The sequence below is a fragment of the Treponema vincentii genome, assembly GCF_018336815.1.
In the GTDB taxonomy this organism is placed as follows: domain Bacteria; phylum Spirochaetota; class Spirochaetia; order Treponematales; family Treponemataceae; genus Treponema.
This window is the reverse complement of record NZ_CP050497.1, coordinates 1,135,620-1,159,133: the sequence shown is the minus strand read 5'-3', so window position 1 is coordinate 1,159,133 and position 23,514 is coordinate 1,135,620. Positions and strand designations below refer to the sequence as shown.

Genomic DNA, 23,514 nt, shown 5'->3' with positions numbered 1-23,514 from the left:
AATTTCGCACAGTTTATTTTAGAATAAGGACAATCTCATCAGACACTATAGATAAGAATCGCAGAAGAATGGAGGTTGGATGACCATTTGAACCGCGAAGAGGTTCAACTCTGGGCAGACAGCCTCCATTCTTCTGCGGGAATATTCTCGCAACTGTCTGATGAGATTGTCCTAATGGAGGAACGATGAAAAAATACGAGCTGATACAGGCGCTGATTGAGGCGGGAGCGGTTGCCGTTATTCGGGCGGAGCATAAGGCACAGGGGCTTAAAATTGTGGAGGCAGTGCGTGCCGGAGGAATTACGGCAATCGAAATTACGATGACCGTACCGCATGCCGACGAAATTATCCGCGAGTTAAGCGGAGCATTCGGTGCGGATGTATTGCTGGGAGCCGGTACGGTGCTCGATGCGGAAACGGCGCGTGCCTGCATCCTTGTCGGCGCCCAATACATTGTCGGGCCGTCTTTTAACGAAGACTGCGCCCGCCTCTGCAACCGGTATGCGGTGCCGTATATTCCCGGCGTGATGACGCCGCAGGAAGCGGTGCGGGCGCTTGAGTTCGGAGCCGATATCCTCAAGCTGTTTCCGGCAGAGCTTTTCGGACCGAAAATCATCAGCGCCTTTAAAGGACCGCTTCCGCAGGGAATATATATGCCGACCGGCGGCATTACTGCCGAAAACGCAGCCGAGTGGATTAAGGCAGGAGCCGCGGTACTCGGTATCGGAGGAGCGTTGACGAAGGGCGCCAAAACCGGAGATTTTGAATCGGTTACCCGCACCGCCCGCCAATTAAAGGAAGCAATCGCCGCTGCGCGCGGTAAATAAGTATTATTTGTTATGGATACCAATTCGGAAACAGGAACATTGCTGAAAAGAAGGCAAGAAAATAAATGGCTTTTAGTGTTTGAAAGTCTCGTAACCGGCTTGTTGACGGGGCTGGTTATTACGGGTTTTCGGCTTTCGATCTCTTATCTTAAAAATATCCGTATTGCATTATACGATGTTATACGAGAGACAGGCACAGTCAGTGTTATTCTCGCGCTGGCAGGTTTAGCGCTGATAGGATTATTTATCGGTTTTATTATTACGAAATGGCCGATGATTAAAGGCGGCGGCGTTGCACAGATCGAAGGCGTTTTTATGAAAAAATTGCAGTTTTCCCCGCTTTCGGAACTTCCGCTTAAATTTATCGGCGGCGTTCTCGGAATCGGACTGGGACTTTCGATGGGGCGGGAAGGACCTTCCGTGCAGCTTGGCGCGTATGTCGGAGATGCCGTTGAGCGGCTGGGAAAACGATCGTTTACCGAACGGATATGCCTTATTACTGCAGGAGCCGCCGCAGGTCTTTCGGCAACCTTTAATGCCCCTTTTGCTGCGATTGTTTTTGCACTCGAAGATATCCATCATCATTTAACCCCTCTACTTTTAGCCTGCGTCATGGCAGGATCTTTTGCCGGCGATTTTGCCGGAAGTTTCTTTTTGGGTTCCGGCCCGATTTTTCGATTTTTTACACCTGTAGAATTTCCGCTTTCCCACTTCGCATGGCTGATAGGACTCGGAATGTTTGTAACACTTGTCGGACACGGCTTTAAACAATCGATCTATTTTTTTCAACGATGCTATAAAACACTGCATATTCCGCCGGTTCTGCGGCCGGTTATTCCGTTCCTGTTGTCGCTGCCGGTCGGCTTATGTCTAAGTTATTCTTCCGGCGGTGGAGAGGGGCTGATAAAGGCATTGACCGAACAGTCGTTCCCGCTTATGACATTGCTGATGTTCTTAACCGTTAAACTGCTTTTTACCGGTATTTCCGCAGGATCAGGGGCTATCGGTGGTATTTTCGTGCCGCTCCTTGCCTGCGGCGCAGCTGGCGGAGCATTATATGCGACGGCGCTTGTGCACCTCGGCTTATTGGCACAGGAGTACGTGAATGCCATGATTCTCTTTGGGATGGCTGCCTGTTTTACCACTGTTATTAAAGCGCCGCTTACTGCCTGCGTTATCGTGTTTGAAACGAGCGGGGCGCTCCATCAGCTGAGCGGTTTAGTGCTTACTTGTTTTAGCGCCTATCTGACGGCAAATCTTATCGGTTCGCAGGCGCATGACCATATTCTGTTGACACAAATCCTCGAATCGGAATATCAGTCTCCGGATCAAAAAACAAGCGCGGGCGTCGGTGTACCTCAACTGTATGAACTGCCAATCGGGTTACACTCAGTTACTGCATTAAAGAAAGTTCGTGAAATAGATTGGCCTCAAAAATGCCGTATTGTCGGCGTTATACACGGCGAGCACGAGATTATCCCCGATGGAACTACCATATTATATCCCGGGGATAAACTGATTGTCCTTGCAGAAGACAATACCGGTATCCTTTTAAAACAGCTTACCGATTTAACCAATGAACAAGCTAAATAATTTTTAGGTAATCTTACAAATTTTTCTTGCTATTTATCGTATTCGCAGCTATACTGATAAAGTGAGTAATCAACAACTCCGACGCAAAGCGTCGGGGTACAGTGCTCTCATACCGTATGAATCATTCGCATCTCTATCAGTATATATTTTTTATAGAGCAAAATTGCGCGGATGATATGTATTTATAAGAAGGAGGAGATTATGAGTATTTCAAAAGAGAATATTTATAAGCTCGAAGGTCGTGTTCCGTTAAAGAACGCGATTCCGTTGGGTATGCAGCATGTTTTGGCTATGTATGCCGGAAACCTTGCACCGATTCTCGTTATATCGGGCGTACTTAATATCCCAGCGGATATTAAAGTTTCTCTGCTGCAAAGCGCTATGTTTGTTGCCGGCGCCGTTACGTTTGTACAGTTGCGGCCTATCTGGAAAATCGGTTCGGGACTTCCCACTGTTATGGGAACCAGTTCCGGCTTTATCCCCGTTGCTATCGGCGTAGGACTGCAATATGCCGCAATGGGAGACTGGTCGAACGGATATGCCGCCATTCTCGGCGCGTCCCTCATCGGCGGTTTAATGGAGTTTATGCTTGGGTTCATCGTTAAACCGATCCGTAAGTTCTTGCCGCACGTTGTTACCGGAACCGTTGTTACCACCTTGGGAATTTCGCTGATTCCCGTCGGTATTAAATTTGTCGGCGGAGGCGTCGGTCTTGAAAAAACTCCCGGTTTCGGCTCGATAAAAAATCTGCTCATCGCACTGTTTGTCTTTTTAATGATTATCTTTATCCGTCAAACATTTACCGGTTTTTTAAGCATCTCTTCTATCCTGATTGGGCTTATTGCAGGCTATATTGTGGCTATCTTTGTCGGTATGGTTGATTTTACGCCGGTAAGAAATGCGGCGTGGATTTCCGCTCCGCTCCCGTTCTTTGCCGTCGGACACCTGAACCTCGCCTTCCATTGGGATGCGATTGTTCCGTTCATGCTTGTCTACCTTGCGACAACCGTAGAAACAATCGGGGATAACACCGGTATTGCAGTCGGCGGTCTCGGACGCGATATAACCGACAAAGAATTACAGGGAGCTGTTCATGCGGACGGTTTCGGCAGTATGTTTGCGGCAATCTTCGGTGTTATGCCGAACACCTCGTTCAGCCAGAACGTCGGGCTTATCGGTATGACAAAAGTTGTCAACCGCTTTACAATCGGAATCGGTGCAGGCTTCTTGGTATTGTGCGGATTCTTTCCCAAACTCGGAGCAATCGTTTCGACTATCCCGAACCCGGTATTGGGCGGCGGCGTATTGCTGATGTTCAGTATGATCACGATGAGCGGTTTAAACCTGATTTATCAAAGCGGGAAAATTGCAGAACGCGATGTAGTCATTATCGCGGCATCGCTCGGCGTCGCGTTCGGTTTAAGCAATGTACCGGAAGTTATGCAACATCTACCGGTATGGTTCCAGAATATCTTTAAGCAGGCAATTGTCGGCGCCTTTGTTACTGCGCTTATTCTGAATCTTCTGTTGCCGAAGTCAAAAGAGGATTAACCGATTTGAGCATATCGCCGCACAAAAGTAATGCTTTCAATACTCCTAACGGCACCGGCGCTGAGCAGTCGGCTGTTTCAGAATGCGGAAAGCGGATATTCTTTGTTACCGGCGAACAGGGCTGCGGAAAGTCTACGTTTCTTGCAGCCCTTATACAAAAATTTAATTTACAGCCGTCAGGCTTTATTACAAAAAAAGAAACGTCTCCATCGGAAGTTGCAGTATATATGCATCCGGTCATCGGCGGTACTGCCATATATCGATACACAACCGGCAACCGTGTCGGGATATGCAGCCCGCCGAAGCCTGTCGGTTTCGCGCCGGTATTTGATGCGTGCGGAGTGATGCACTTACAGCAAGCGGAAGCGACGGTACGCGCTTCGCTTGACTGCGGTCATTCCAGCGCCGATTCTTCCGGCTGCACCGAAACAGTTTCGCAGCCGCATTTGCCGGTCATCTTAATGGATGAACTCGGCGTTATGGAAGCGGATGCGGAGATTTTTTTCCGCACCGTATGTGCGTTGTTTTCCAATCCCCGGGATTATATCATCGGCGCTGTAAAGCCGCGCGGAACACGCTTTTTACCGATCTTGGAACAAATGCCGGAAGCAGCGGTGTTTCACCTAACGCCGCAAAACAGACCTGTGTTATACGCTCAGCTTGAACAAGCTGGAAGCTTTGCCGCGTTTTTACATACTATCGGCAGCGGATTTCCAAACGGTAAAAAATGATGCCGAGGAATATGTATACTCTCTCGACGGCTCCCGCAAAAAAACATACCGGCAGCGCCGCCGAACTCCCCACTGCAATCATCCTTGCAAGCGGACTTTCTACGCGAATGGGCTGCTGCAAACAACTGCGCCTGCTTTGCGGGAAGCCGTTAATCCAATACACTGTTGAAACATTACTGAAAGCCGGTATTATGCATTTGGTGATTACGGTTAATGCCGAAACACGGCAGCCGATAACGGAAATGATGGAAGCGATAACAGAAAAACAAACGCAAAAACATCCCATGCAGAACGCTGCCCTACAGGAAGCCGCCGTCGAAGAGAACCTGTCTTATCCATTCCACTGTGATATTGTTTTTAATCTTGAACCGGAGCGGGGACAGGGACATTCGGCGGCTCTGGCAGTACAAGCCGCTTGTGCCCGTTATATGGAAGCGCTTGCAGTACAGACCGCTTGCCGCGACTATGCGGAAGGTTCTGCCTCAACTACCGTCCATTCCTATAGTCCGAGCGGCCTTTTATTCTGCACTGCCGACCAACCTTTTTTACAAGCCGACAGTATCCGTAACCTCTGCACCGTATTTCAGAACCATCCCGACCATATCGTTTCCGCAGCCTTTAACGGCAAGCACTGTTCTCCGGTTATATTTCCGGCAGCATTAGCCGGTGAGCTTAGCCGCTTGGACGGAAGAATCGGCGGCAGAACCGTGATGAACGCTCACCCTGACCTGATTCTGTACTCCCCGCTCCGCTCCGAGATGGAAGCCTTCGACATCGATACGCCTGAAAACTTTAAACAGGCAGAGAAATATCTGCAGCAACCAAATGCAGAGCAACCGCACCTGAAATAGCAGGTATGACTTCGGCGTTTTTTATCGTCCGAGCCGGAACATAAGGGTTTTACCGCGAATCATAACCAGTGAAATTTTTTCCATGCCGGTAACGCTTTCTGCTGTCGAGTAGACAATATTTTCCATATCTTCAACTCTGCCAAAATATTGTACCGCATATTTTGTTTGGGCGGCGGATTGATGCACTACCCGTATTGCTTCAACTTTGCGCTGTAATTCATTTCGGAAGTTACTCATCAATTTGCTGTCTGGGGTGTTGTTAATGGTAATCTCATACCGGATACCTTGCGCATAGTCCCGCACCAATGCTTTTTTTGCTTGATCGACGGCAACGCTCATTGCCTTAAACACCGTTGATTTTATCGCATTCTGCGCTGCCGCTTCGGTACTACCGCGATCGAACGTCTTGGGACTGCTATAAGGCACAGCGCCGAGTAATTCTCCCGTAGACGGATTGTACATTTTCAAGTTGACTTCCGCTTGACCGTAGTAACCACCTGTTTCCCGACCACCCTGCACGAAACCGTCAACTTCAATATAAACATCCGCACCGAGTTTTTGTGCAATCCACTGCACAACCGACAGATCTGCTGTTTCCGGTTCTTGGGCAAACAGCGAGGAGCTGTCTGATTTCAACGCTTCTACTGCGGCATAATCGACTGCACGATATCCGTTGTCGAGTAGGTATTTATTCGCCATATTGACAGCGGATTTTGAAAATGTATTCCCGTCTTTTGCCTTTTGATTCGGCACGACCATATACAGCATGCTATCGACATACTGTGTGATAAATCCGACATTGTTCCCCTGCAATTCGCTCTTTGTTTTTGCATCACGTACCTCGGAACTCGATAGAATATTGCCGCCCTTTGCAGAATAGGTACCGATCATATCAAGAGTCTTGCGTATCGCATCTATTTTTACGGGTACAGTGATTTCACAATAGTATCCGCGGTATGTTTCGCCGCGCCGCAAAATACGCATATAGTCGGTTTCAAGGTAAGCATTCGGCTTTGCATCAGTGTAAAAAACCGAATAGAGCTTACTACGGTTTTGCATTTCTTCCGTCTCTCCGATAAGGTCGATGACGGCGAGCCGCAATACATTTGCTTTTGCCTGATTAAGCGCCTCCAAAAATGAATATCCCTCGCCGGATCCGGCATAGTAAGGATTGATTCCCGTGTACTGCGGCATAACCGGTACAACAACACATGATGTCAAAAGCGCTAACAGTAGAGCATATAATACAGTATTTTTTTTCATACGCTTCTCCCTTTTTTTATGAGCAATATCGTGGGCTGTCAAAAACTTCAGTTTTGGACAGTTTATTTAGATTTAGCTGCGTGTCTAGAACCTGCCCGTTATTCCTATAAAAGCATGAAAGTTAATATGCGAAGATAAAATATCCCACTCATAATCATTGACCTTATTGAGTCCCTGACTGGGAGATAGGCTTGCGTTCTTCAATTTTTCAGCTGCTTGTACAGGGCTCAATAAATTGTGCATATAACCGAATCCGACACTGCCGCCTATCGTCCAATTCCGCGAAATAAAGTAATCTGCCGATACCAGAACCCGCCCGCCGAGCTGCGTTGCCATAACAGCAAAAGCGCCTGGTTTTGATGAGCCGGTTTGCACAGCAACGGAGGAGCTTGAAAAACAGAACTGTACTTCCGGCGTAATCTTAAATCGGGATACATAGGCATTATAGACCCCAATACCGAAATATCCCATTCCGAAAGGTATAAGCCGCATTGGTTTTGCACTAAGCGCAGCGGATCCTCCAACCGGCTGCTGTATGGCATATTCATATCCGATTGATATACTGAGATGAAAATTTGCCTTGTATGCGGCCCGTATGCCGAAGGTAGGCTGAACACGCAGATATTCCTTTAAGTCTCTTGTCTTTACCCCGGTAATAGGAACGGTTATACCCGCATACCCTTGCAGCAGAACACCGGATTTTAAAAGCTCTTTAACACCATCCCCTTCGACAATCGGCTGGTCCGCATAAATCACTTTTGCAATCGAAAAAGTATCGTGTACTTCCGAAATAATTACCAGACCGGTTTCTCTTACCGCCTGCTTTCCGGCAACTGAGATGGATTTTTGAAGAGTGTATTCATCTCCTGCATTTATACCGATGTCCTTTCCCAGCTCGATCGTAACGGTATTGTGTTCACGATTAACGGCAAGTATTCCGCTTGTCAATGCAAATTCCGGTTCAAATTTGATAGCTGTATATACCGAACTGAGTAAAGAAGAAATTGCATCGTCAACGGCATTGGAACGCCGTTTTGCGATTTTTCTGACATACAGCGGTATAACCCGCTCCCCTACTGAACCGGAAACGTCAAGGATTGATATTGCTCCTTCTATTCTAACCATCCAGTATTTTTTTATAACTTTTTTGCCCTCAACCTCGGTTTCTTCAAAGATAAGTCTTTCATCATAGTCGGTAATTCGGGGCGCAAAGACCAAAAATGCACCGGTAAGCCGTTCCCAATCGGCACGGGTAAAGGCCTCTTCTCCTGATAGCACAGTTTCGGAAATTTCCGACTGCTGTTCTTTCGTCCTTTTAATTTGATCGATAAAGGACGCAATAGTGTTTGAGTTGAGTCGGTACTCCATACCGATTACGTTAAATCGTTTAAAAGAAGTAACAATGCCGATAATTCGTTGATCTATCCTTGCGGCAACTTCGGAAGGGACATATCCTGAATGAGAAAGCCTAAAAACGGCGATATCTTTTTTACTGCTCACCGTTTGAGCGGAAAGCAACGTTACTAAGAGTAGATATACTAGAGCGAATACGTATCTTTTAAGATATTTAAACATAGCTATATACTAGCATAACCGATAATTTCGACGCAAGAGGATGGCAGGGTAACCGCATAAAATACTTCTTTAGCAGTCTCCCGCAAAAAATTGAGACTTTCCTAATTCCTAATAAAGAAGATATTTTTTACGTATGTCGTTGAATCGTTTTCCCTCTTTTTCCATGCGGGAAAAATAATCCTGTGCGGTTTGCGAAGGATCGGTGAGCTGTGTACAACCTGTTAATAAATGTAAGCCGCAGTATTTTTTACCCGCATTGTTTATCGTAAACTCGTCAGGATAGAGGCGCTTAAGCTCGTAAAACATGGCGATAGCCGTTTTAACGGGAGCGAAACTGCGGCGGTCGGTAACGGCAATCTGTACCCCTCCGCACAGCTTTCCCGTATAGAGTGAAAGCGACGGGGTAAAGAATGCGGACAAAAAGCGCACCCCTTCCAAGCCCAGCCGGTTCAGTCGAGTGGCTAGCCGATATGCATCGATATAAGGAGCCCCTAGGTACTGAAACGGCATCGTTGTTCCTCTCCCTACCGAAAGGTTTGTTCCTTCGAATAAACAGACACCCGCATATACGAGCGCGGTGAGGGGCGACGGAATATTGGGAGACGGCGGCACCCATATCAAAGGCAGCTCGTCAAAGTAAGTTTCTCTGTTCCAGCCTTCCATCGGGATCACCGTTAAATCACAGTGAATGCCGTATTCGGTGTTGAAGAGCAGGGCAAGCTCCCCGACCGTCATACCGTGCCGCTGTACAATGGGAAAATATCCCGTAAAGGAACGGTAGGCAAGCTCCAGCATATTCCCCTCGACGGCGCCGCCGATCGGGTTCGGACGGTCGAACACGACAAATGGTTTTTTGTGCCGCGCACATTCTTCCATCGCATACGCCATGGTGGAAATATAGGTATAGAACCGAGCGCCGACATCTTGAATATCAAAGCAGAGGATATCGATATCTTTCAGCATCTCCGGCGTCGGCCTCTTGGTGTTTCCGTAAAGGCTGTATACCGGAAGTCCCGTCCGCGGGTCGGCGCTATGTCCGATAGACGCACCTTCCCGTTCGTTGCCCTGCATGCCATGTTCGGGCGAAAAAAGCGCCGTAAGCTGCACCGACCGGCTTAACAGCACGGCAGAGGGAGTCCCTTCGGAATCGATACCGGTTTGGTTGGTAATTAGCCCTACCCGCTTCCCTGCGAAAACAGCACGGTACTGCGGCAATCGCTCAATTCCCAATTTCAGCCGATTCTCTGCCGTAGCTTCTTGGCATACAATACAAAATAAAAAGAAGAATACCGCCGCCGTTTTCACTTGGCGTAAATGGCATACATACGTTTTCATAAGGGGATGCAACCCAAATATATTTCTCATTAAGTGTATTATAGAGTACCTGCAAGCTTTGTTAAACCGGTATGGAAATTTTCAATGAGATGCAGTATATTTAGCAACAAAACACCCCAATACGGGAGAAACATATATCAGGAGAAAAAGATGAATACTGATACCATAAGAATGCGAAAGTTCTTTAACCGGATTACGGTAGCGGTGTTGGCCGTTATTGTATCGTTACTATGTACTGCGTGTCCTCAAAATGGGGGGGCTCCCGGCAACAACACGGGAAGCTACACACAGGTACCCTTTGCACAGTTAGACGACTATCTTAAAACAAAAGCCTCTGCCAGCACAGTAAACTACATCGAAGTAACAGGGCTTAAAAAAGAAGACTTAGGAGGACTTATGGAAGCAAGTCCTCTCGGCAAAACTCTTAAAGCGTCACCTTCTAAAAAAGTTGCGCTTAAATTCGGTGACAAAATAGAAGGACTTACAGATATGTTTTCTTGTTTTGACGGATGCAAAACTCTTATACAAGTTTTCGGAATACCCGGTAGCGTTACTGACATGAGTTTCTGCTTTAATGACTGTACAAACCTCACACAGACACCGATAATTCCCGCAAGCGTTACTGACATGAGCTACTGCTTTAGTGACTGTACAAACCTCTCCCAAACACCGGTCATTCCCGCCAATGTTACTGACATGAGATCTTGCTTTAATGACTGTACAAAGCTCACTCAAGCGCCAGTCATTCCTGTAAATGTTACGGATATGCAGAATTGCTTTTCCGGCTGCACAAATCTTAAAACTATTATACTGAAGTGTAATTATAATCCCGAAAAAGATAAGGACAATGATCCGTATTTCGAAGATGCCTTTGCTGGCTGTACGGCTTTAACGGCAGGCGGTATTAAGGTTCCTGCAGGACAGCTGGCAACGTACCAAGCTAATGCAGCTGTTATGGGCGTTACAGCGGATAAGTTTGCTGCCGAATAAGGTAAAACTTTTCGATATTTAAGAAAAATTATTTTTACGCGGGTAAAACTATAAGCTTCTCTCAACACTGCAGGCTTTAAACAGGGCAACCGCACCAGAAATATTTTAAACGGTTGCCTTCCGTCTGTGCGAAATTTTATCCAAAATTTCGCACATTTTTCCTAGCAGACGGGTGAACACATCAGGCTGAGTATATAAAATCGCAGAATTATTGAGGTTGTGAGACCATTTGAATCGCGAAGAGGTTCAACTCTGGTTGAACAGCCTCAATAATTCTGCGGGGGTCGTAAAAAAGGCCCAATATGTTTACCCTGATTCTGTGAGCCCTATAGCAGAAACCATCCGTTTTAAGTATACTAGCACCTAATTATGGAAGATAAAACGCAGGAAATGGAGCGGATTCAAGAACTGCTCGACAATAGGCACTACGTGGCTTTAATTGCAGAACTCGCCGAGATGAATGCGGTCGATGTAGCGGAAATATTGGATAAAGAAAATGCGGCAAATGCGGTGTTTCTTTTCAGAATGCTTCCGAAAGACCTTGCTGCCGAAGTATTCGCGCTCCTTTCGAGCGAGCAGCAAAGCGCATTTATTTCATCGATTACAGATAAAGAACTCGGTCCTATTCTGGACGAACTTGCGTTTGACGATGTCGTAGACCTTGTAGAAGAGATGCCTGCGAATGCCGTCAGAAAGATTTTAGCGAACTCCGGCGAAGAAGAGCGTAAGCTCATCAATCAATTCCTCAAATATCCTCCCGATTCAGCAGGAAGCCTGATGACGATTGAATACGTCAGCCTTAAAAAGACGATGACGGTAAAACAGGCGTTGGACTACATCAGAGAGACGGGGCTTAAAAAAGAAACGATTTATACCTGTTATGTAACTGATGCGAACAGGGTGCTTGAGGGCATCGTTTCATTAAAAGAGTTGGTGCTGGCGCCTGAGCAGGAACTGATTGAAAATATTTTTGAAAGCGAATGTATCTATGTGAACACTCACGATGACCAAGAAAGTGTTATCGCAGTTTTTAAGAAATACGCTTTCCTCGCATTGCCTGTTGTCGATGCGGAAAAACGACTGATCGGTATTATCACAGTTGACGACGTGATGGATGTTATGGAGCAAGAGGCTACCGAAGACTTCCAGATTATGGCCGCTATGCAGCCGTCCGAAGATGCGTACCTAAACACCGGCGTTTTTAAACTTGCCAAGCACCGTATCGGCTGGCTGATGCTTTTGATGGTTTCGGAAACCTTTACCGGTAAGATTATCGAACACTACACCGAACTGTTGGCAACGCTTACCATACTCACTTCTTTTATTCCTATGCTGATGGATACCGGCGGAAATTCGGGAAGTCAGTCATCAACGTTGATTATCCGCGGTCTTGCTACCGGCGAAATTCAGCTGCGAGACTGGGCAAAAGTATTATGGAAAGAACTTCGTATCGCAATTCTTGTAGGCTCGCTGCTCGGGTTCACTATTTTTGTAAAATCTTTTTTCTTGGACGGTAAACCGGTTCTTGTTTCTGCCAGTGTCGGCTTAACGCTTGTTGTAACCGTTACCATTGCAAAACTTACCGGCGGTCTTTTACCGATTCTTGCAAAAAAACTCCGGATGGATCCGGCAATTATGGCAGGCCCGCTCATCACCACGATTGTAGATGCGGTCAGCCTTATCGTCTATTTTAGAATTGCAAAGTTCTTATTGTTTTAAAGACTAATAGTATATTGGGATTATATGAAATGGTTTGAACGCTTCCGATACCGTACATTCTCTCAAACCGCCTCCGTAGAGGAACTGTTGGTTGAAGTGTTTAGGAAAACCATTCATCTGTCTTCTGCTTTAACCGTTGTATTTGCCGAACATTGGTATACGCCTACGATTGTCGCTATTGTTGCTATCACGCTGCTCTACTGTATCTCAGAATTTTTTCGTATGCGCGGCTATGAGCTCGGTATCATTGCGCATATTACTCGTTACGCATCACGGGCACGCGATAAAGGGCGGTTCGTATTGGGACCGCTAACACTTGCCACCGGAGTGCTTGCCGCACTTTTGTTTTTCCCCATGCATACGGCAAAAATTGCAATATTTGCACTTGCTTTCGGGGACGGTCTTGCGAGCCTTATCGGGAAGCGTTTCGGCAAAATTCATTTAGCTTTTTTTAAAGATAAAACCGTTGCGGGGAGTTTAACCTGTTTTGCTGCTGTATTCCTTTCGTCCTTAGCCGTCAGCGGGAATTTTGGGAAAAGCCTTGTCCTCGGTATTGTAGGGGCATGTATCGAAATGCTCCCGCTTAAAGATTACGACAATCTTTTAATACCGGTAGCTATCGGTTTTCTTGCCTTGCTTATCCGTGCATAAGTTCTTTTCGGCTATTTCATTGCTCCGCGTTCGTTCGAAAGTAACAGAGAATTGCCTAAGTAAAAAGAACTTTCTCCAGCGTCAGTAATGCTCTTTTTTTATCAAGGCCGCCTGCATAGCCGGTTAAGTTACCGTTCGCTCCGATAACACGATGACAGGGTACGATAATGGAAATGCCATTATGACCGACTGCACCGCCGACCGCATGTGCAGACATACGGGATAGACCTCGTTGACGGGCAATTTGCTTGGCTATTTCACCGTAGGTAGTTGTATGCCCGTACGGAATAGTACAGAGGATATTCCACACTGCATTTTGGAAATCCGTTCCGTTAAAATGGAGCGGCACGGTAAAATCAGGTTCTTTTCCGGAAAAATAGACATCAAGCCATCGCTTTGTTTGCTGTAAAAACGGGGTTTCTTTTTCTTCATGCTGTTCTTCAAGATACTGAGCAAAAAACTTTTCGCCGTTGAACCACACGCCGGTCAAACCTGCGCTGTCTGCTGCCAGCAAAATGTTCCCCAGCGGAGAATCATACCATTGGGTATATGTCATACGTATCCTCGGTTATCACATTTCAAGGCAACCTGTTTTAAAACTCATACGCGAGAGTGAGTCTGATAAAGCTATTGCGGGAAAATTGTCCGAAGTTTCCGGTCTTTTTACCGCCGAAGATACCGACATTACAGTCGATAAGCAAGGTTGCGAGCTGCCAATGGATACCGGGCATAATGCAAAAGTCTGCGTCCTCAAGCCCGACAATGGCGCCGAGTTTCCATTCCAAGGAATTACGCAAGAGGGTTTGCGATACGGAAAATGCGAGCTTAGTATCCGTTGCTTTTTTGCCGTATTCCACATCGCTGATTTGAGCAGCACTTCTGCTATGATGAAGCCGAATGTTTTCCGTTGCCGTTAAGCTGAGTTGAAAGCCGAGGGGTGCGGAATAGACCGCACCGATATTCCACGCAAGCGACGGGTTATATATGGAAGGATTATTGCCCGATAAATCCGAGGTGATATTTGCGGCGAATTCCGCACTGAGCGATACGGGGCCGAGTCCGACACCGTAGTCGATACCGATGTGGTGATAGGGATTATAGAGACCGGTAAAGGTTGTAGGGGAAAGGGTTTCAAATGCAAGCTCCGGCAGCCGACCGTAAAAATACTGAATACCGAAGTCGTGCTTGCCTCCTACGGCAGCCGTAAGCCGCCCGCCGCCCTGCGAATATACGAGGGTATTCGTTTTAACTGTGTCAACCGCACGGGTAAAAAACGATGGGTCGGTTTGCACAATCCGGTTAAATTGCTGCGAATACCAGCGGTCGGTTTTTCCGGTAACGATGCGGTTCCCTTCAAATACCGGCAAATATACGCCTTCCAGTTTGAGATCATACGGAAGGTACACGACTGCGGATATGAGCGGGCGGGCAATTTTCATCTCCTGCGGGGCATACATCAGCGTAAGGTCGGTTTTGTCGCGAGGATTGACGATATCAAGCACGCTCAAATCTTCCGCCCGCCCCCAGTTCATCTTTTGGATGCCGCCGGTAATAACTACCGAACCAAAGAGCATTTTGAGATATGCTTCGTCAATCCACGGAGCAATCTGGGGGCTTTTGGGAAAAACGTCCTGCTCTTTGCCGAGCAAGGGAGCGAGGGTTTTACCGTTAAGCTTAACGCCGAAATAGGCTTCCGTCATCGGCGCGGTTGCGTGAACGTGCAGCTTTCCCTCAACCAGCGAACCGGGCTGCACATCCTTAAAAGTCTTAAAATCGTTAAAATAAAACGAGCCGCCGAGGGAAAGCTTTCCGCCGATATCAATCGAAAAAGCACTGCCCGATTCCACCTCGCTGTCAAAGCCGAAGTCATCGGCCGCCTCTTCCGCATTCAACGCTGCCGCACAAACCAGACAAAACAGAATACCCGCCAGTATTGAAATTTTTTTCATTTAAGTCGCTCCAGTGATTACAACTTAGACAGCGGCACCATCTCCGGCGCCGTATTTTCACCTTCCATTGCAGAAAATTCGCTGAGCAGTTTCTTACCGCCGGAAGATATCCTCGTCGGTATTTTTATGATGACCTTGAGGTAGAGGTCGCCGGTTCTGCCGCTTGCAGCGGGGACACCTTCTCCGCGCACCTTGAGCGCATCGCCGTGCTGCGTACCGGCGGGAATTTTTACCGTCAGGCGCTTATCGTTCAGCGATTTTACCGTTATTTCTCCTCCGAGCGCGGCTTGCGTCATCGAGATGGGAATTACACAGTACAGGTCGTTCCCATGCCGTTCGAATAAGTGATGCGGCTTAATAAAGATGAATACGTAGAGGTCGCCGTAATCGCCGCCGCCTGAACCTGCATTTCCCTGTTTGGGAATGGTAATGCGCTTGCCTTCTTCAACACCGGCGGGGATGGTGATGATAATTTTTTGCTTTTTCCGCTCTAAGCCGGAACCGCCGCATTTTTTGCACGGGTTTTCAATAATAGTTCCCGAGCCGCCGCATCGCCGGCAGGTACTCGCGATGGAGAAAAAGCCGGTGTTCTGCCGTACCTGTCCGGTACCCTTACAGTCGGGGCACATCTTTCTGCCGCCCCCGCCGGCGCTTCCCGAGCCCTTGCATTCCGTACAGTGCTCGTCGCGTGAATACTGTATTTCAATCTTCTTGCCGTATACGGCGTCGGTAAAGTCGATTTGCAAGTCATACCGGAGGTTTGCACCCCGTGCGGGGCCGCTGCTCCGTGAAGAACCGCGGCTCGATGAACCGAACCCGCCGAATCCTCCGAACCCGCCTCCGCCGAATAAGCTTTCGAACAAGTCGGAAAGCCCGCCTCCGCCGCCGAAGATGTCTTCAAAACCTTGGAATGCGGACGGATCAAAACCGCCGCCCATATTTTTAACACCGTCAAAACCGTATTGGTCATAGACGCTGCGTTTTTTGTCGTCAATAAGCACTTCGTAGGCTTCAGTCGCCTCTTTAAATTTTTCTTCCGCTTCTTTATTTCCGGGGTTTTTATCGGGGTGATATTGAATTGCCAATTTACGGTAGGCTTTTTTTATTTCATCGGCGGTAGCGGTCTTTGCTACGCCCAATACCTCATAATAATCTCGTTGTGCCAAAATAAGCTCCTAGGGTAAACGCAGCAAACGATTTTTTAGTATATCCCGCAGAATCCTGTAGGCTGTTCAACCTCTCCTTTTAAAAATATGTGGGCATCTACTTCGTTATTTCACAAAAATTAGTCCTCGACGTGCAGAAGCACGACTGCGGGTAATTTTTGTTCATGCCTCGTATCTGCCTCGCCTATTTCTAAAAGGCTAACGGAGAGACTATTTTTAGCCTCTCCGTCTGCGATTTGTTTTTATCCGTTTGCTGTGCTTACCCTTATTCTAAAAAAAATATGCGAAATTTTCAAGAAAAATTCAAGAAAATTTCGCATAGAAGAAAAACCGTGGGGTTATTTATCTTCGTCTTTTACGACTTCGTAGTCAACGTCATCGGCGGTTCCTTTGGTGGGTCCGCTGTCGTCAGCGCCACCTGTTGCACCGGATCCGGCAGATCCCGCCGCCCCGGCCCCGGCACCCTGCTGCTTATACATTTCTTCTGCAATCTTGTACGCAGCCTGCTGGAGCGCTTCGGTCTTGGACTTGATGTCGGCAGTATCTCCGCCTTCTACAGCCTTCTTTAAGGTTGCAACAGCATCTTCAATACGCTGCTTGTCGGCGGCGTTCACCTTATCACCCATTTCCTTTAAGGTCTTTTCGGTTTGATAGATCATCGAGTCTGCTTCGTTGCGAACCTCAACTCTTTCGCGCTCTTTCTTATCGTTTTCGGCGTTGGCTTCCGCTTCCTTCACCATGCGGTCGATTTCGCTTTCGCTCAAGCCGCTGGAACTTTCGATGCGGATGTGCTGTTCTTTACCGGTTCCAAGGTCTTTTGCGGAAACATGCACGATACCGTTCGCGTCGATGTCGAAGGTAACTTCAATCTGCGGAACGCCGCGGGGAGCCGGAGGAATACCGACCAAGTCGAAGTTGCCGAGCGTCCGGTTCTGGCTTGCCATACCGCGCTCACCCTGCAAGACATGGATGGAAACCGCCGTCTGTCCGTCAGCCGCAGTAGAGAATACCTGACTCTTGCGGGTAGGAATGGTAGTGTTACGATTGATCAACGGAGTGAACACGCCGCCCATCGTTTCGATACCGAGCGAAAGCGGGGTAACATCGAGCAACAGTACGTCTTTGACATCGCCGCCCAAAATACCGCCCTGAATAGCAGCGCCGACCGCAACCGCTTCGTCGGGGTTTACACCCTTTGAACCTTCTTTACCGAAAATTTCTTTGATAATCTGCGCAACCTTCGGCATACGGGTAGAACCGCCGACCAGCAGGATTTCATCGATCTGATTCGGTTCAAGCCCTGCATCCTTTAGAGCTTTGCGGCACGGTTCTTTCGTGCGTTCAAAAAGGTCATCGGTCATCTGCTCAAACTTTGCACGGGTCAGCGTTTTCTGCAAGTGCTTGGGACCGTTTGCGTCGGCGGTGATGAACGGAAGGTTGATTTCCGTTTCTGCACGGCTGGAAAGCTCGATCTTTGCTTTTTCTGCCGCTTCGCGGAGACGCTGTAACGCCATACGATCCTGTGAAAGGTCGATACCCTGATCTGCCTTAAACTCTTTTTCGAGCCACTCAACAATGCGGTTATCAAAGTCATCGCCACCCAAGTGGGTATCGCCGTTGGTTGATTTAACCTCGAATACGCCGTCGCCCAATTCCAAAATCGAAATATCGAAGGTACCGCCGCCAAGGTCGTAGACCGCGATAACTTTCTCTTTCTTTGAATCCTTGTTAAAGCCGAATGCAAGCGAAGCCGCCGTCGGTTCGTTGATAATCCGCTTTACATCCAATCCTGCGATTTTACCGGCATCCTTTGTTGCTTGGCGCTGTGCGTCGTTAAAGTATGCAGGAACGGTGATAACCGCTTCGGTTACCGGTTCGCCTAAATAGTCTTCTGCGGTTTTCTTCATTTTCTGCAGAATAAACGCTGAAATTTCCTGCGTCGAATATTTTTTGCCATCCACTTCGATACGGACATCATCACCCTGCGGTACGATTTTATACGGAACACGTTTTAATTCGTCGGTTAATTCGCTGTACCGATGACCGATAAAGCGTTTTACCGAATAAATGGTACCTTCGGGATTGGTAATCATCTGGTTTTTAGCAGGCTGACCGACAATCCGTTCATCTTTTTTGAATGCGACGATAGAGGGTGTGGTACGTCCTCCTTCGGCATTTGGGATAACGACAGGCTCGCCACCTTCCATAATTGCAACACAAGAGTTGGTTGTTCCTAAGTCAATTCCGATAATCTTTCCCATAATAAAAAACTCCTTCTTATGTACCCCAATATGGGTACTATCTTATAGTCTTATTGACGGCTCCGAAAAGCGCAAAGAGCGTGATCGAGAGCCTCTTATTTCTTCTCGGCCGGTGTAGGCATCAATACCATGACCTTTGCCGGACGGAGAATCCGTTCCTTCAATTTATACCCTTTTTGCAGTTCCGCTCCGACAGTCGGTTCCGTAACCTCCGCCGAGGGATTTGTTGCAACGGCTTCGTGAATGTCGGGGTTAAATACCTTTCCCTGTACTTCGTAATACTGCAATCCGTACTTTGACTCAAGTAGCGAAGATAAGCCGTTCCGGATCATTACAACACCCTGCATAAAGGCAGCAGCGCTCTCTTCTCCGGCCTTTTTACCCGCTTCGATTGCACGGTCAAAGTCATCCAATATCTGCAAGAGGTCGGAAATCAAATTCGTGTTTGCGTAATCGATTGCCTCCTGTTTCTCTTTTATCATGCGCTTGCGGTAGTTATCGAAATCCGCCGCTTTGCGCAGATATTGATCCTGCAATTCCTTGCATTTTGCTTCCAAAGATGCGAGCTTTTCGGCATCGGACAGTTCCGGTTTAGCTTCCTTTGATGCTTCCGTGTCCGAAGCAGTTTGTCCAGAAGCCGTGTTGCCATGCTCTTGATTGCCGGTCTGCTGCTCAGACGCTACATTACGCCCGGTATTTTCCGTACCGCTACCGTGCGTATCCGCTGCCGCAGCTTTTTTACCGGCTTCGGAGTCCGTGTTCATACCGTTCTGCTCTGCCGGCTGCGCTTCGCACTCCTGCTCATGCTTTTTTCCGTGTTTTTTTGTCATTCCCTTCCTCAAAATATCCGACGCTTTATCTGCCTATTAGCTGAACCGCCGTCTGTGTTTCTCATTTGACAAATAGAAAATACTAACGGAATTACAAATGGTCAAGAAAAAATAAACTAAAGTGTTATCCATGTATCTGCAAAAAACTCGGTTAGCTTTTAGAGATACCACGGATATTTGACAGAGACGCGGGTTTCAAACTATACTGTCACGTATGACAATAGCCGGACGTAATAGAATCTTAATTTTCAGTATCTGTATTGCTGCGCTCATGGTAGTTGGAAGTATAAGTTGCTGTATTGCTATTGTTACACACAATTTGCTCGCAGAACTGCCGACAGCGCCTGAAAGTACCTTTCGGTTATTAAGTTTTCCATTTTTTGCCTATAATAATTATGCAGTCTTGGCCGGCATTACCGCGCTCCCTCTGATAGCGTTGGTACTGCTTATTTGCATTTTTTTCCTTTTTGAAAAAACCCATGCACTGGAAATTTCGTTTTTTAGTTTGTTTATTTTTGCACTGTCTTTTGAAGCATTACAACTGCTTTTTCCGTTGCAAGTGCAATATCCGTTATTGGTTGTTTTTATGGCTCCCGTTGCACGGATTATTTTCTTTTTCCGGTTCGGAGCCTGTTTAGCGCTTTTAACATCAAGCCTCTTTGCCCATAAAACTTTTACGCGAGAAACGGGGTCCATTATTTTCTTGTTGTGTTTTACTGCCTTCGCATTGTCTCATGTTATCCCAATCGATACCATTCATACGGTTTCGTTCTTCTCGTTTTCCCGCTCTTATCGCTATCTCCTTTATTCCTTTAACGGGATTGTTTGCGGATTGGCTGTAGCATCGTTTTTAATGGTCGGCATCTACCGCAGTATTACCGAGTATCGGAAGGCCGCGATTTGGCTGTTAGTAATGTTAATCGCATATACGCTCTTGTTGTATACCGGCTCATGGTTTTTCACCCTATTGGGTATCGGAGCGCTGTTAACAGCGGGGCTATTCTTTCTCAAAGCTATTCACCAATTTTATCTGTGGCAATAGGGAACCTCTAAAAAACTCGGTTAGGTTTTTAGAGACTCCCATATAAAAAATAAAAGATTGACAATGTAAAAAATCACCCTTATAATCCTACCTATTATGAATATAAATATAACGGATGTCTTTGATTCCTTTTGCATGCTTAACGCGGCATCCGCCTTTATTATAGCGGTAGCTTCATTAAAAAAAAGCAACTGGAATCCTGTTTTTAAGTCCATCGCTTACTTAGCCGCTATGATCGGTTTTTGGAATTTAATACGCTTTTTTTTGATACAAACGCACGAGCTTCAGTTAAGTTTTATTATGACTCGTTCCATCTATACGTGTATCGCATTTTCAGCGTTGTTTTTATTTTACTATGCCCAATCTTACTGTATACCGAATTTTCCGCTTTTATATCGTAGATTAATCGCGGTTATTCCCTGTATAACCTGTATATTAAGCATTACGGCAAATCGGCACTCCTTTTTTATTAGTATAAATCCGGAAGCAGAAATATTCGATATTGGTATTCAGCCGTTTATTTACGGCCACTGGTTCTACATACATGTTTTGTACAGCTATGCGTTAATCACCCTGTCGTGTATGTTATTTTTTATCAGACTGTTTTCGCCTCAAGTAAAAAACCGCAAGGAAGTTATCGCTATAACGGTTACAGTCTGTATTTTTACCGTAATAAATATCATCGGTACGTTTATTGGTCAAACGAAACCGATAATGCTTCTTTCGCTATTCGCTCATTTGTTCAGTATTAATGTTTTGTATTTCTTAACCTCTCGGGATATGGATCAAAAAGGACTCTATCTTGGCAGAAAGGACTTCTTTCAAGGTTTTAGTCAACCGGTGCTCATCTTTAATACAAAAAACGAATTACTTAAAGCAAATACCGCTGCTATGCAATTTTTTACTAAAGCAAACATCCCCATTCAACGGTATTCGCTGTATGACGATATGTTTTGCAGCCGTTTTTTTGTACCTATTCAGTCTCGAGAGCAAACCGAGTATGCTCTGTACATACAGCACAGGGCAACGGGAAAAGTGTTCCTTTGTCATAAAAAGATAGTTGTAAACCCTCAAAACGATAAAAGTGTCGGAACAACCATTATTATGTATGATGCCGGTATGTTAGGTGAACTTATACAAAAAATTGAACAAAATGCATTTACCGATGCACTTTGTGGATGTTTAAACCGAAGCTGCTTTGAGTTGCGGAAAGAAACAATCGTACAAAATTCTGTAAAGCCTTGTCTTTTGCTTGTCGCCGATATAGACGACCTTAAAAAGGTCAACGACACATTCGGACACAACGCTGGCGACGATTATATTCAAACATGCGCTGCAATACTCAAACAAGCGATAAATACGCCGAATACGCTGTTTCGCATAGGCGGGGACGAATTTGTTGCCTTTATACCGCATTGTACCGGAACTGATGCGACAACCATCATAAAAAAAATAGAAACATTATGCACAAAGCAAAAAAAATCTTGGGCGGTTTCCATTTCAGTGGGTTCTTCGATGATAAAAAACAATCATACTGACTTAATGCAGCACTTTACACAAGCGGATAGCGCTATGTATGCGCATAAGCAAAAACGCAAACAACAGCTTGCAGAGATTCAGCAGGCGATGTCTTCTTAGCTTATGGCATCGTTGGCCGGTACCGATCCTAAGGCATACCCTAAAATTAAATAAGAACACCTAAAAAAAAGTAAGGAAACAAAAAAATTTTCTTGCGGAAACAAACATTTCGTGCTACACTGATAATAACGCTGATTGGTACTCATTTATTCTAAAAGGAGGCTACTTTATGGAAAAACTCTTTCAGCTTCAAGCGCACAAAACGAATGTGCGTACCGAAATCATTGCAGGCTTGACCACATTCCTTGCAATGGCGTATATCCTTGCCGTTAACCCGCTCATTTTAAGTGACGCAGGCTTAAATGCCGGCAGTGTGTTTACGGCTACCGCATTATCTGCGGCAATTGCAACTTTGATGATGGCATTTCTTGCCAATCTCCCTGTTGCGCTTGCGCCCGGTATGGGGTTAAATGCTTTCTTCACGTATACCGTCGTTATCGGAATGAAGTATTCGCCCGCTACGGCATTAACGGCAGTATTCTTCGAAGGCTTGCTGTTTATTCTGCTGTCTTTTTTCAATGTACGGGAAGCGATTGTCGAATCAATCCCCTTCAATCTGAAAAAAGCGGTCGCAGCAGGTATCGGTCTTTTCATCACCTTAATCGGTATGAAAAATGCGGAAATTATCGTTGATAACCCTGCGACATTAGTCGGTCTCGGCAACGTTACTTCGGGGCCCGCCCTATTAGGAATTATCGGCTTGGTTATTACCGCAGTTTTGTATGTTTTGCGTGTTCCGGGTTCAATTCTTCTTGGAATTTTGATTACGACCGTAATCGGCATTCCGATAGGTGTTACCGTACCGTTTGGCGGCTGGGAAAATTGGTCAATCGTAAGCTTACCGGCAGCTCCGATTTTCTGGAATTTTGACTTTAGCAATATATTCAGCTTCCAGTTCTTTACAGTATTTTTCTCCTTCCTTTTTGTTGATATTTTTGATACGGTCGGTACCTTAGTCGGTGTTACCAACAGCGCAGGGCTTGTCGACAAAAACGGGAACATCCCGCGAGTAAAGCAAGCGTTATTATCCGATGCTATCGGTACGGTTTTCGGTGCCATGCTGGGAACCTCTACGGTTACCAGCTTTGTTGAAAGCACTTCGGGCGTAGCAGCCGGCGGACGAACCGGTTTAACAGCGTTGACAACCGGTGTGTTCTTCTTAATTGCTTTGATTTTCTCACCGCTTTTCTTATTAATCCCGTCAGCAGCTACCGCACCGGCGCTCATCATCGTCGGCTTCTTGATGCTAAGTGCCGCAGCCGAAATCGATTTCAAAGATCCTACGGAAGGTATTCCTGCATTCTTAACAATCGTTATGATGCCGTTTGCCTACAGCGTTGCCGAAGGTATCGTTTACGGTATCATGTCATACGTTATTTTGAAGGCAGCAACCGGTAAATTTAAGCAAATCCCGATTATTACATGGGTTTTGTTCATTATCTTCCTCTTGAGGATTATTTTCAATTAAATTATTTCTTAGCTAAAAGAATTTCGGGCATTTATACAAGGTATGAATGCCCTTTTTTATGCCTTTTTCCTGCT

At 46.4% G+C, this 23,514-nt stretch carries 19 protein-coding genes; 11 read left to right on the top strand and 8 right to left on the bottom strand.

The features are described from left to right. Window positions 1–185: 185 nt before the first annotated feature. The 5 genes from GWP40_RS05315 (at window position 186) to GWP40_RS05295 (ending at window position 5,553) form a co-directional block, all read left to right on the top strand. The gene (locus GWP40_RS05315; protein ID WP_212566357.1) at window positions 186–827 is read left to right on the top strand and encodes a bifunctional 2-keto-4-hydroxyglutarate aldolase/2-keto-3-deoxy-6-phosphogluconate aldolase; all 642 of its coding nucleotides are present in this window, start codon (window positions 186–188) and stop codon (window positions 825–827) included. 12 nt (window positions 828–839) lie between these two features. After that, window positions 840–2,420 (top strand): ClC family H(+)/Cl(-) exchange transporter, encoded by a 1,581-nt coding sequence (locus GWP40_RS05310; RefSeq protein ID WP_212566356.1) that lies wholly within the window; start codon window positions 840–842, stop codon window positions 2,418–2,420. Window positions 2,421–2,621: 201 nt separating this feature from the next. After that, entirely contained in the window at window positions 2,622–3,971 is a 1,350-nt protein-coding gene (locus tag GWP40_RS05305; protein WP_212566355.1) for a uracil-xanthine permease family protein, read from the top strand. Between the two features lie 5 nt (window positions 3,972–3,976). Next, a complete protein-coding gene (locus GWP40_RS05300) occupies window positions 3,977–4,702 on the top strand; it encodes a nucleoside-triphosphatase (RefSeq protein WP_212566354.1) in 726 nt (241 codons plus the stop codon). A gap of 11 nt (window positions 4,703–4,713) precedes the next feature. Beyond that, on the top strand, window positions 4,714–5,553 hold the full coding sequence (locus tag GWP40_RS05295) for a nucleotidyltransferase family protein (protein WP_212566353.1): 840 nt from the start codon (window positions 4,714–4,716) through the stop codon (window positions 5,551–5,553). Between the two features lie 21 nt (window positions 5,554–5,574). Here the strand turns inward: GWP40_RS05295 and GWP40_RS05290 are convergent, their stop codons facing one another. The 3 genes from GWP40_RS05290 to GWP40_RS05280 all read right to left on the bottom strand — a co-directional run bounded on the left by GWP40_RS05290 (window position 5,575) and on the right by GWP40_RS05280 (window position 9,726). Next, window positions 5,575–6,816, bottom strand: coding sequence for a hypothetical protein (locus GWP40_RS05290; RefSeq protein ID WP_212566352.1), 1,242 nt, complete (start codon window positions 6,814–6,816; stop codon window positions 5,575–5,577). A gap of 84 nt (window positions 6,817–6,900) precedes the next feature. Then, complete coding sequence (locus GWP40_RS05285; protein ID WP_212566351.1) at window positions 6,901–8,391, bottom strand: hypothetical protein; 1,491 nt, start codon at window positions 8,389–8,391, stop codon at window positions 6,901–6,903. A 108-nt stretch (window positions 8,392–8,499) separates the two neighbouring features. Continuing rightward, window positions 8,500–9,726, bottom strand: coding sequence for an exo-beta-N-acetylmuramidase NamZ family protein (locus GWP40_RS05280; protein ID WP_230974625.1), 1,227 nt, complete (start codon window positions 9,724–9,726; stop codon window positions 8,500–8,502). A gap of 150 nt (window positions 9,727–9,876) precedes the next feature. Here GWP40_RS05280 and GWP40_RS05275 point away from each other — a divergent pair, with 150 nt between their 5' ends. The 3 genes from GWP40_RS05275 to GWP40_RS05265 all read left to right on the top strand — a co-directional run bounded on the left by GWP40_RS05275 (window position 9,877) and on the right by GWP40_RS05265 (window position 13,086). Further along, window positions 9,877–10,716, top strand: coding sequence for a leucine-rich repeat protein (locus GWP40_RS05275; protein ID WP_212566349.1), 840 nt, complete (start codon window positions 9,877–9,879; stop codon window positions 10,714–10,716). 369 nt (window positions 10,717–11,085) lie between these two features. After that, complete coding sequence (gene mgtE, locus GWP40_RS05270) at window positions 11,086–12,435, top strand: magnesium transporter (RefSeq protein WP_212566348.1); 1,350 nt, start codon at window positions 11,086–11,088, stop codon at window positions 12,433–12,435. Between the two features lie 24 nt (window positions 12,436–12,459). After that, on the top strand, window positions 12,460–13,086 hold the full coding sequence (locus tag GWP40_RS05265; protein WP_212566347.1) for a diacylglycerol/polyprenol kinase family protein: 627 nt from the start codon (window positions 12,460–12,462) through the stop codon (window positions 13,084–13,086). A gap of 55 nt (window positions 13,087–13,141) precedes the next feature. Here the strand turns inward: GWP40_RS05265 and GWP40_RS05260 are convergent, their stop codons facing one another. The 5 genes from GWP40_RS05260 to grpE all read right to left on the bottom strand — a co-directional run bounded on the left by GWP40_RS05260 (window position 13,142) and on the right by grpE (window position 19,292). Next, window positions 13,142–13,642: a methylated-DNA--[protein]-cysteine S-methyltransferase gene (locus GWP40_RS05260; RefSeq protein WP_212566346.1), complete on the bottom strand. Its 501-nt coding sequence runs from the start codon at window positions 13,640–13,642 to the stop codon at window positions 13,142–13,144. A 37-nt stretch (window positions 13,643–13,679) separates the two neighbouring features. After that, window positions 13,680–15,035, bottom strand: coding sequence for a hypothetical protein (locus GWP40_RS05255; protein WP_212566345.1), 1,356 nt, complete (start codon window positions 15,033–15,035; stop codon window positions 13,680–13,682). Window positions 15,036–15,052: 17 nt separating this feature from the next. Next, window positions 15,053–16,201, bottom strand: a complete 1,149-nt coding sequence (gene dnaJ / locus GWP40_RS05250; RefSeq protein ID WP_212566344.1) for a molecular chaperone DnaJ — start codon at window positions 16,199–16,201, stop codon at window positions 15,053–15,055. 338 nt (window positions 16,202–16,539) lie between these two features. Beyond that, window positions 16,540–18,462, bottom strand: coding sequence for a molecular chaperone DnaK (dnaK, locus tag GWP40_RS05245; protein WP_212566343.1), 1,923 nt, complete (start codon window positions 18,460–18,462; stop codon window positions 16,540–16,542). A 95-nt stretch (window positions 18,463–18,557) separates the two neighbouring features. Then, window positions 18,558–19,292: a nucleotide exchange factor GrpE gene (gene grpE / locus GWP40_RS05240; protein ID WP_212566342.1), complete on the bottom strand. Its 735-nt coding sequence runs from the start codon at window positions 19,290–19,292 to the stop codon at window positions 18,558–18,560. Window positions 19,293–19,563: 271 nt separating this feature from the next. Here grpE and GWP40_RS05235 point away from each other — a divergent pair, with 271 nt between their 5' ends. The 3 genes from GWP40_RS05235 to GWP40_RS05225 all read left to right on the top strand — a co-directional run bounded on the left by GWP40_RS05235 (window position 19,564) and on the right by GWP40_RS05225 (window position 23,440). Beyond that, entirely contained in the window at window positions 19,564–20,334 is a 771-nt protein-coding gene (locus GWP40_RS05235) for a hypothetical protein (protein WP_230974624.1), read from the top strand. 135 nt (window positions 20,335–20,469) lie between these two features. Further along, window positions 20,470–21,972, top strand: coding sequence for a histidine kinase N-terminal 7TM domain-containing diguanylate cyclase (locus GWP40_RS05230; protein WP_230974623.1), 1,503 nt, complete (start codon window positions 20,470–20,472; stop codon window positions 21,970–21,972). 169 nt (window positions 21,973–22,141) lie between these two features. Next, a complete protein-coding gene (locus GWP40_RS05225) occupies window positions 22,142–23,440 on the top strand; it encodes an NCS2 family permease (protein ID WP_212566339.1) in 1,299 nt (432 codons plus the stop codon). The last annotated feature ends 74 nt before the right edge of the window (window positions 23,441–23,514 follow it).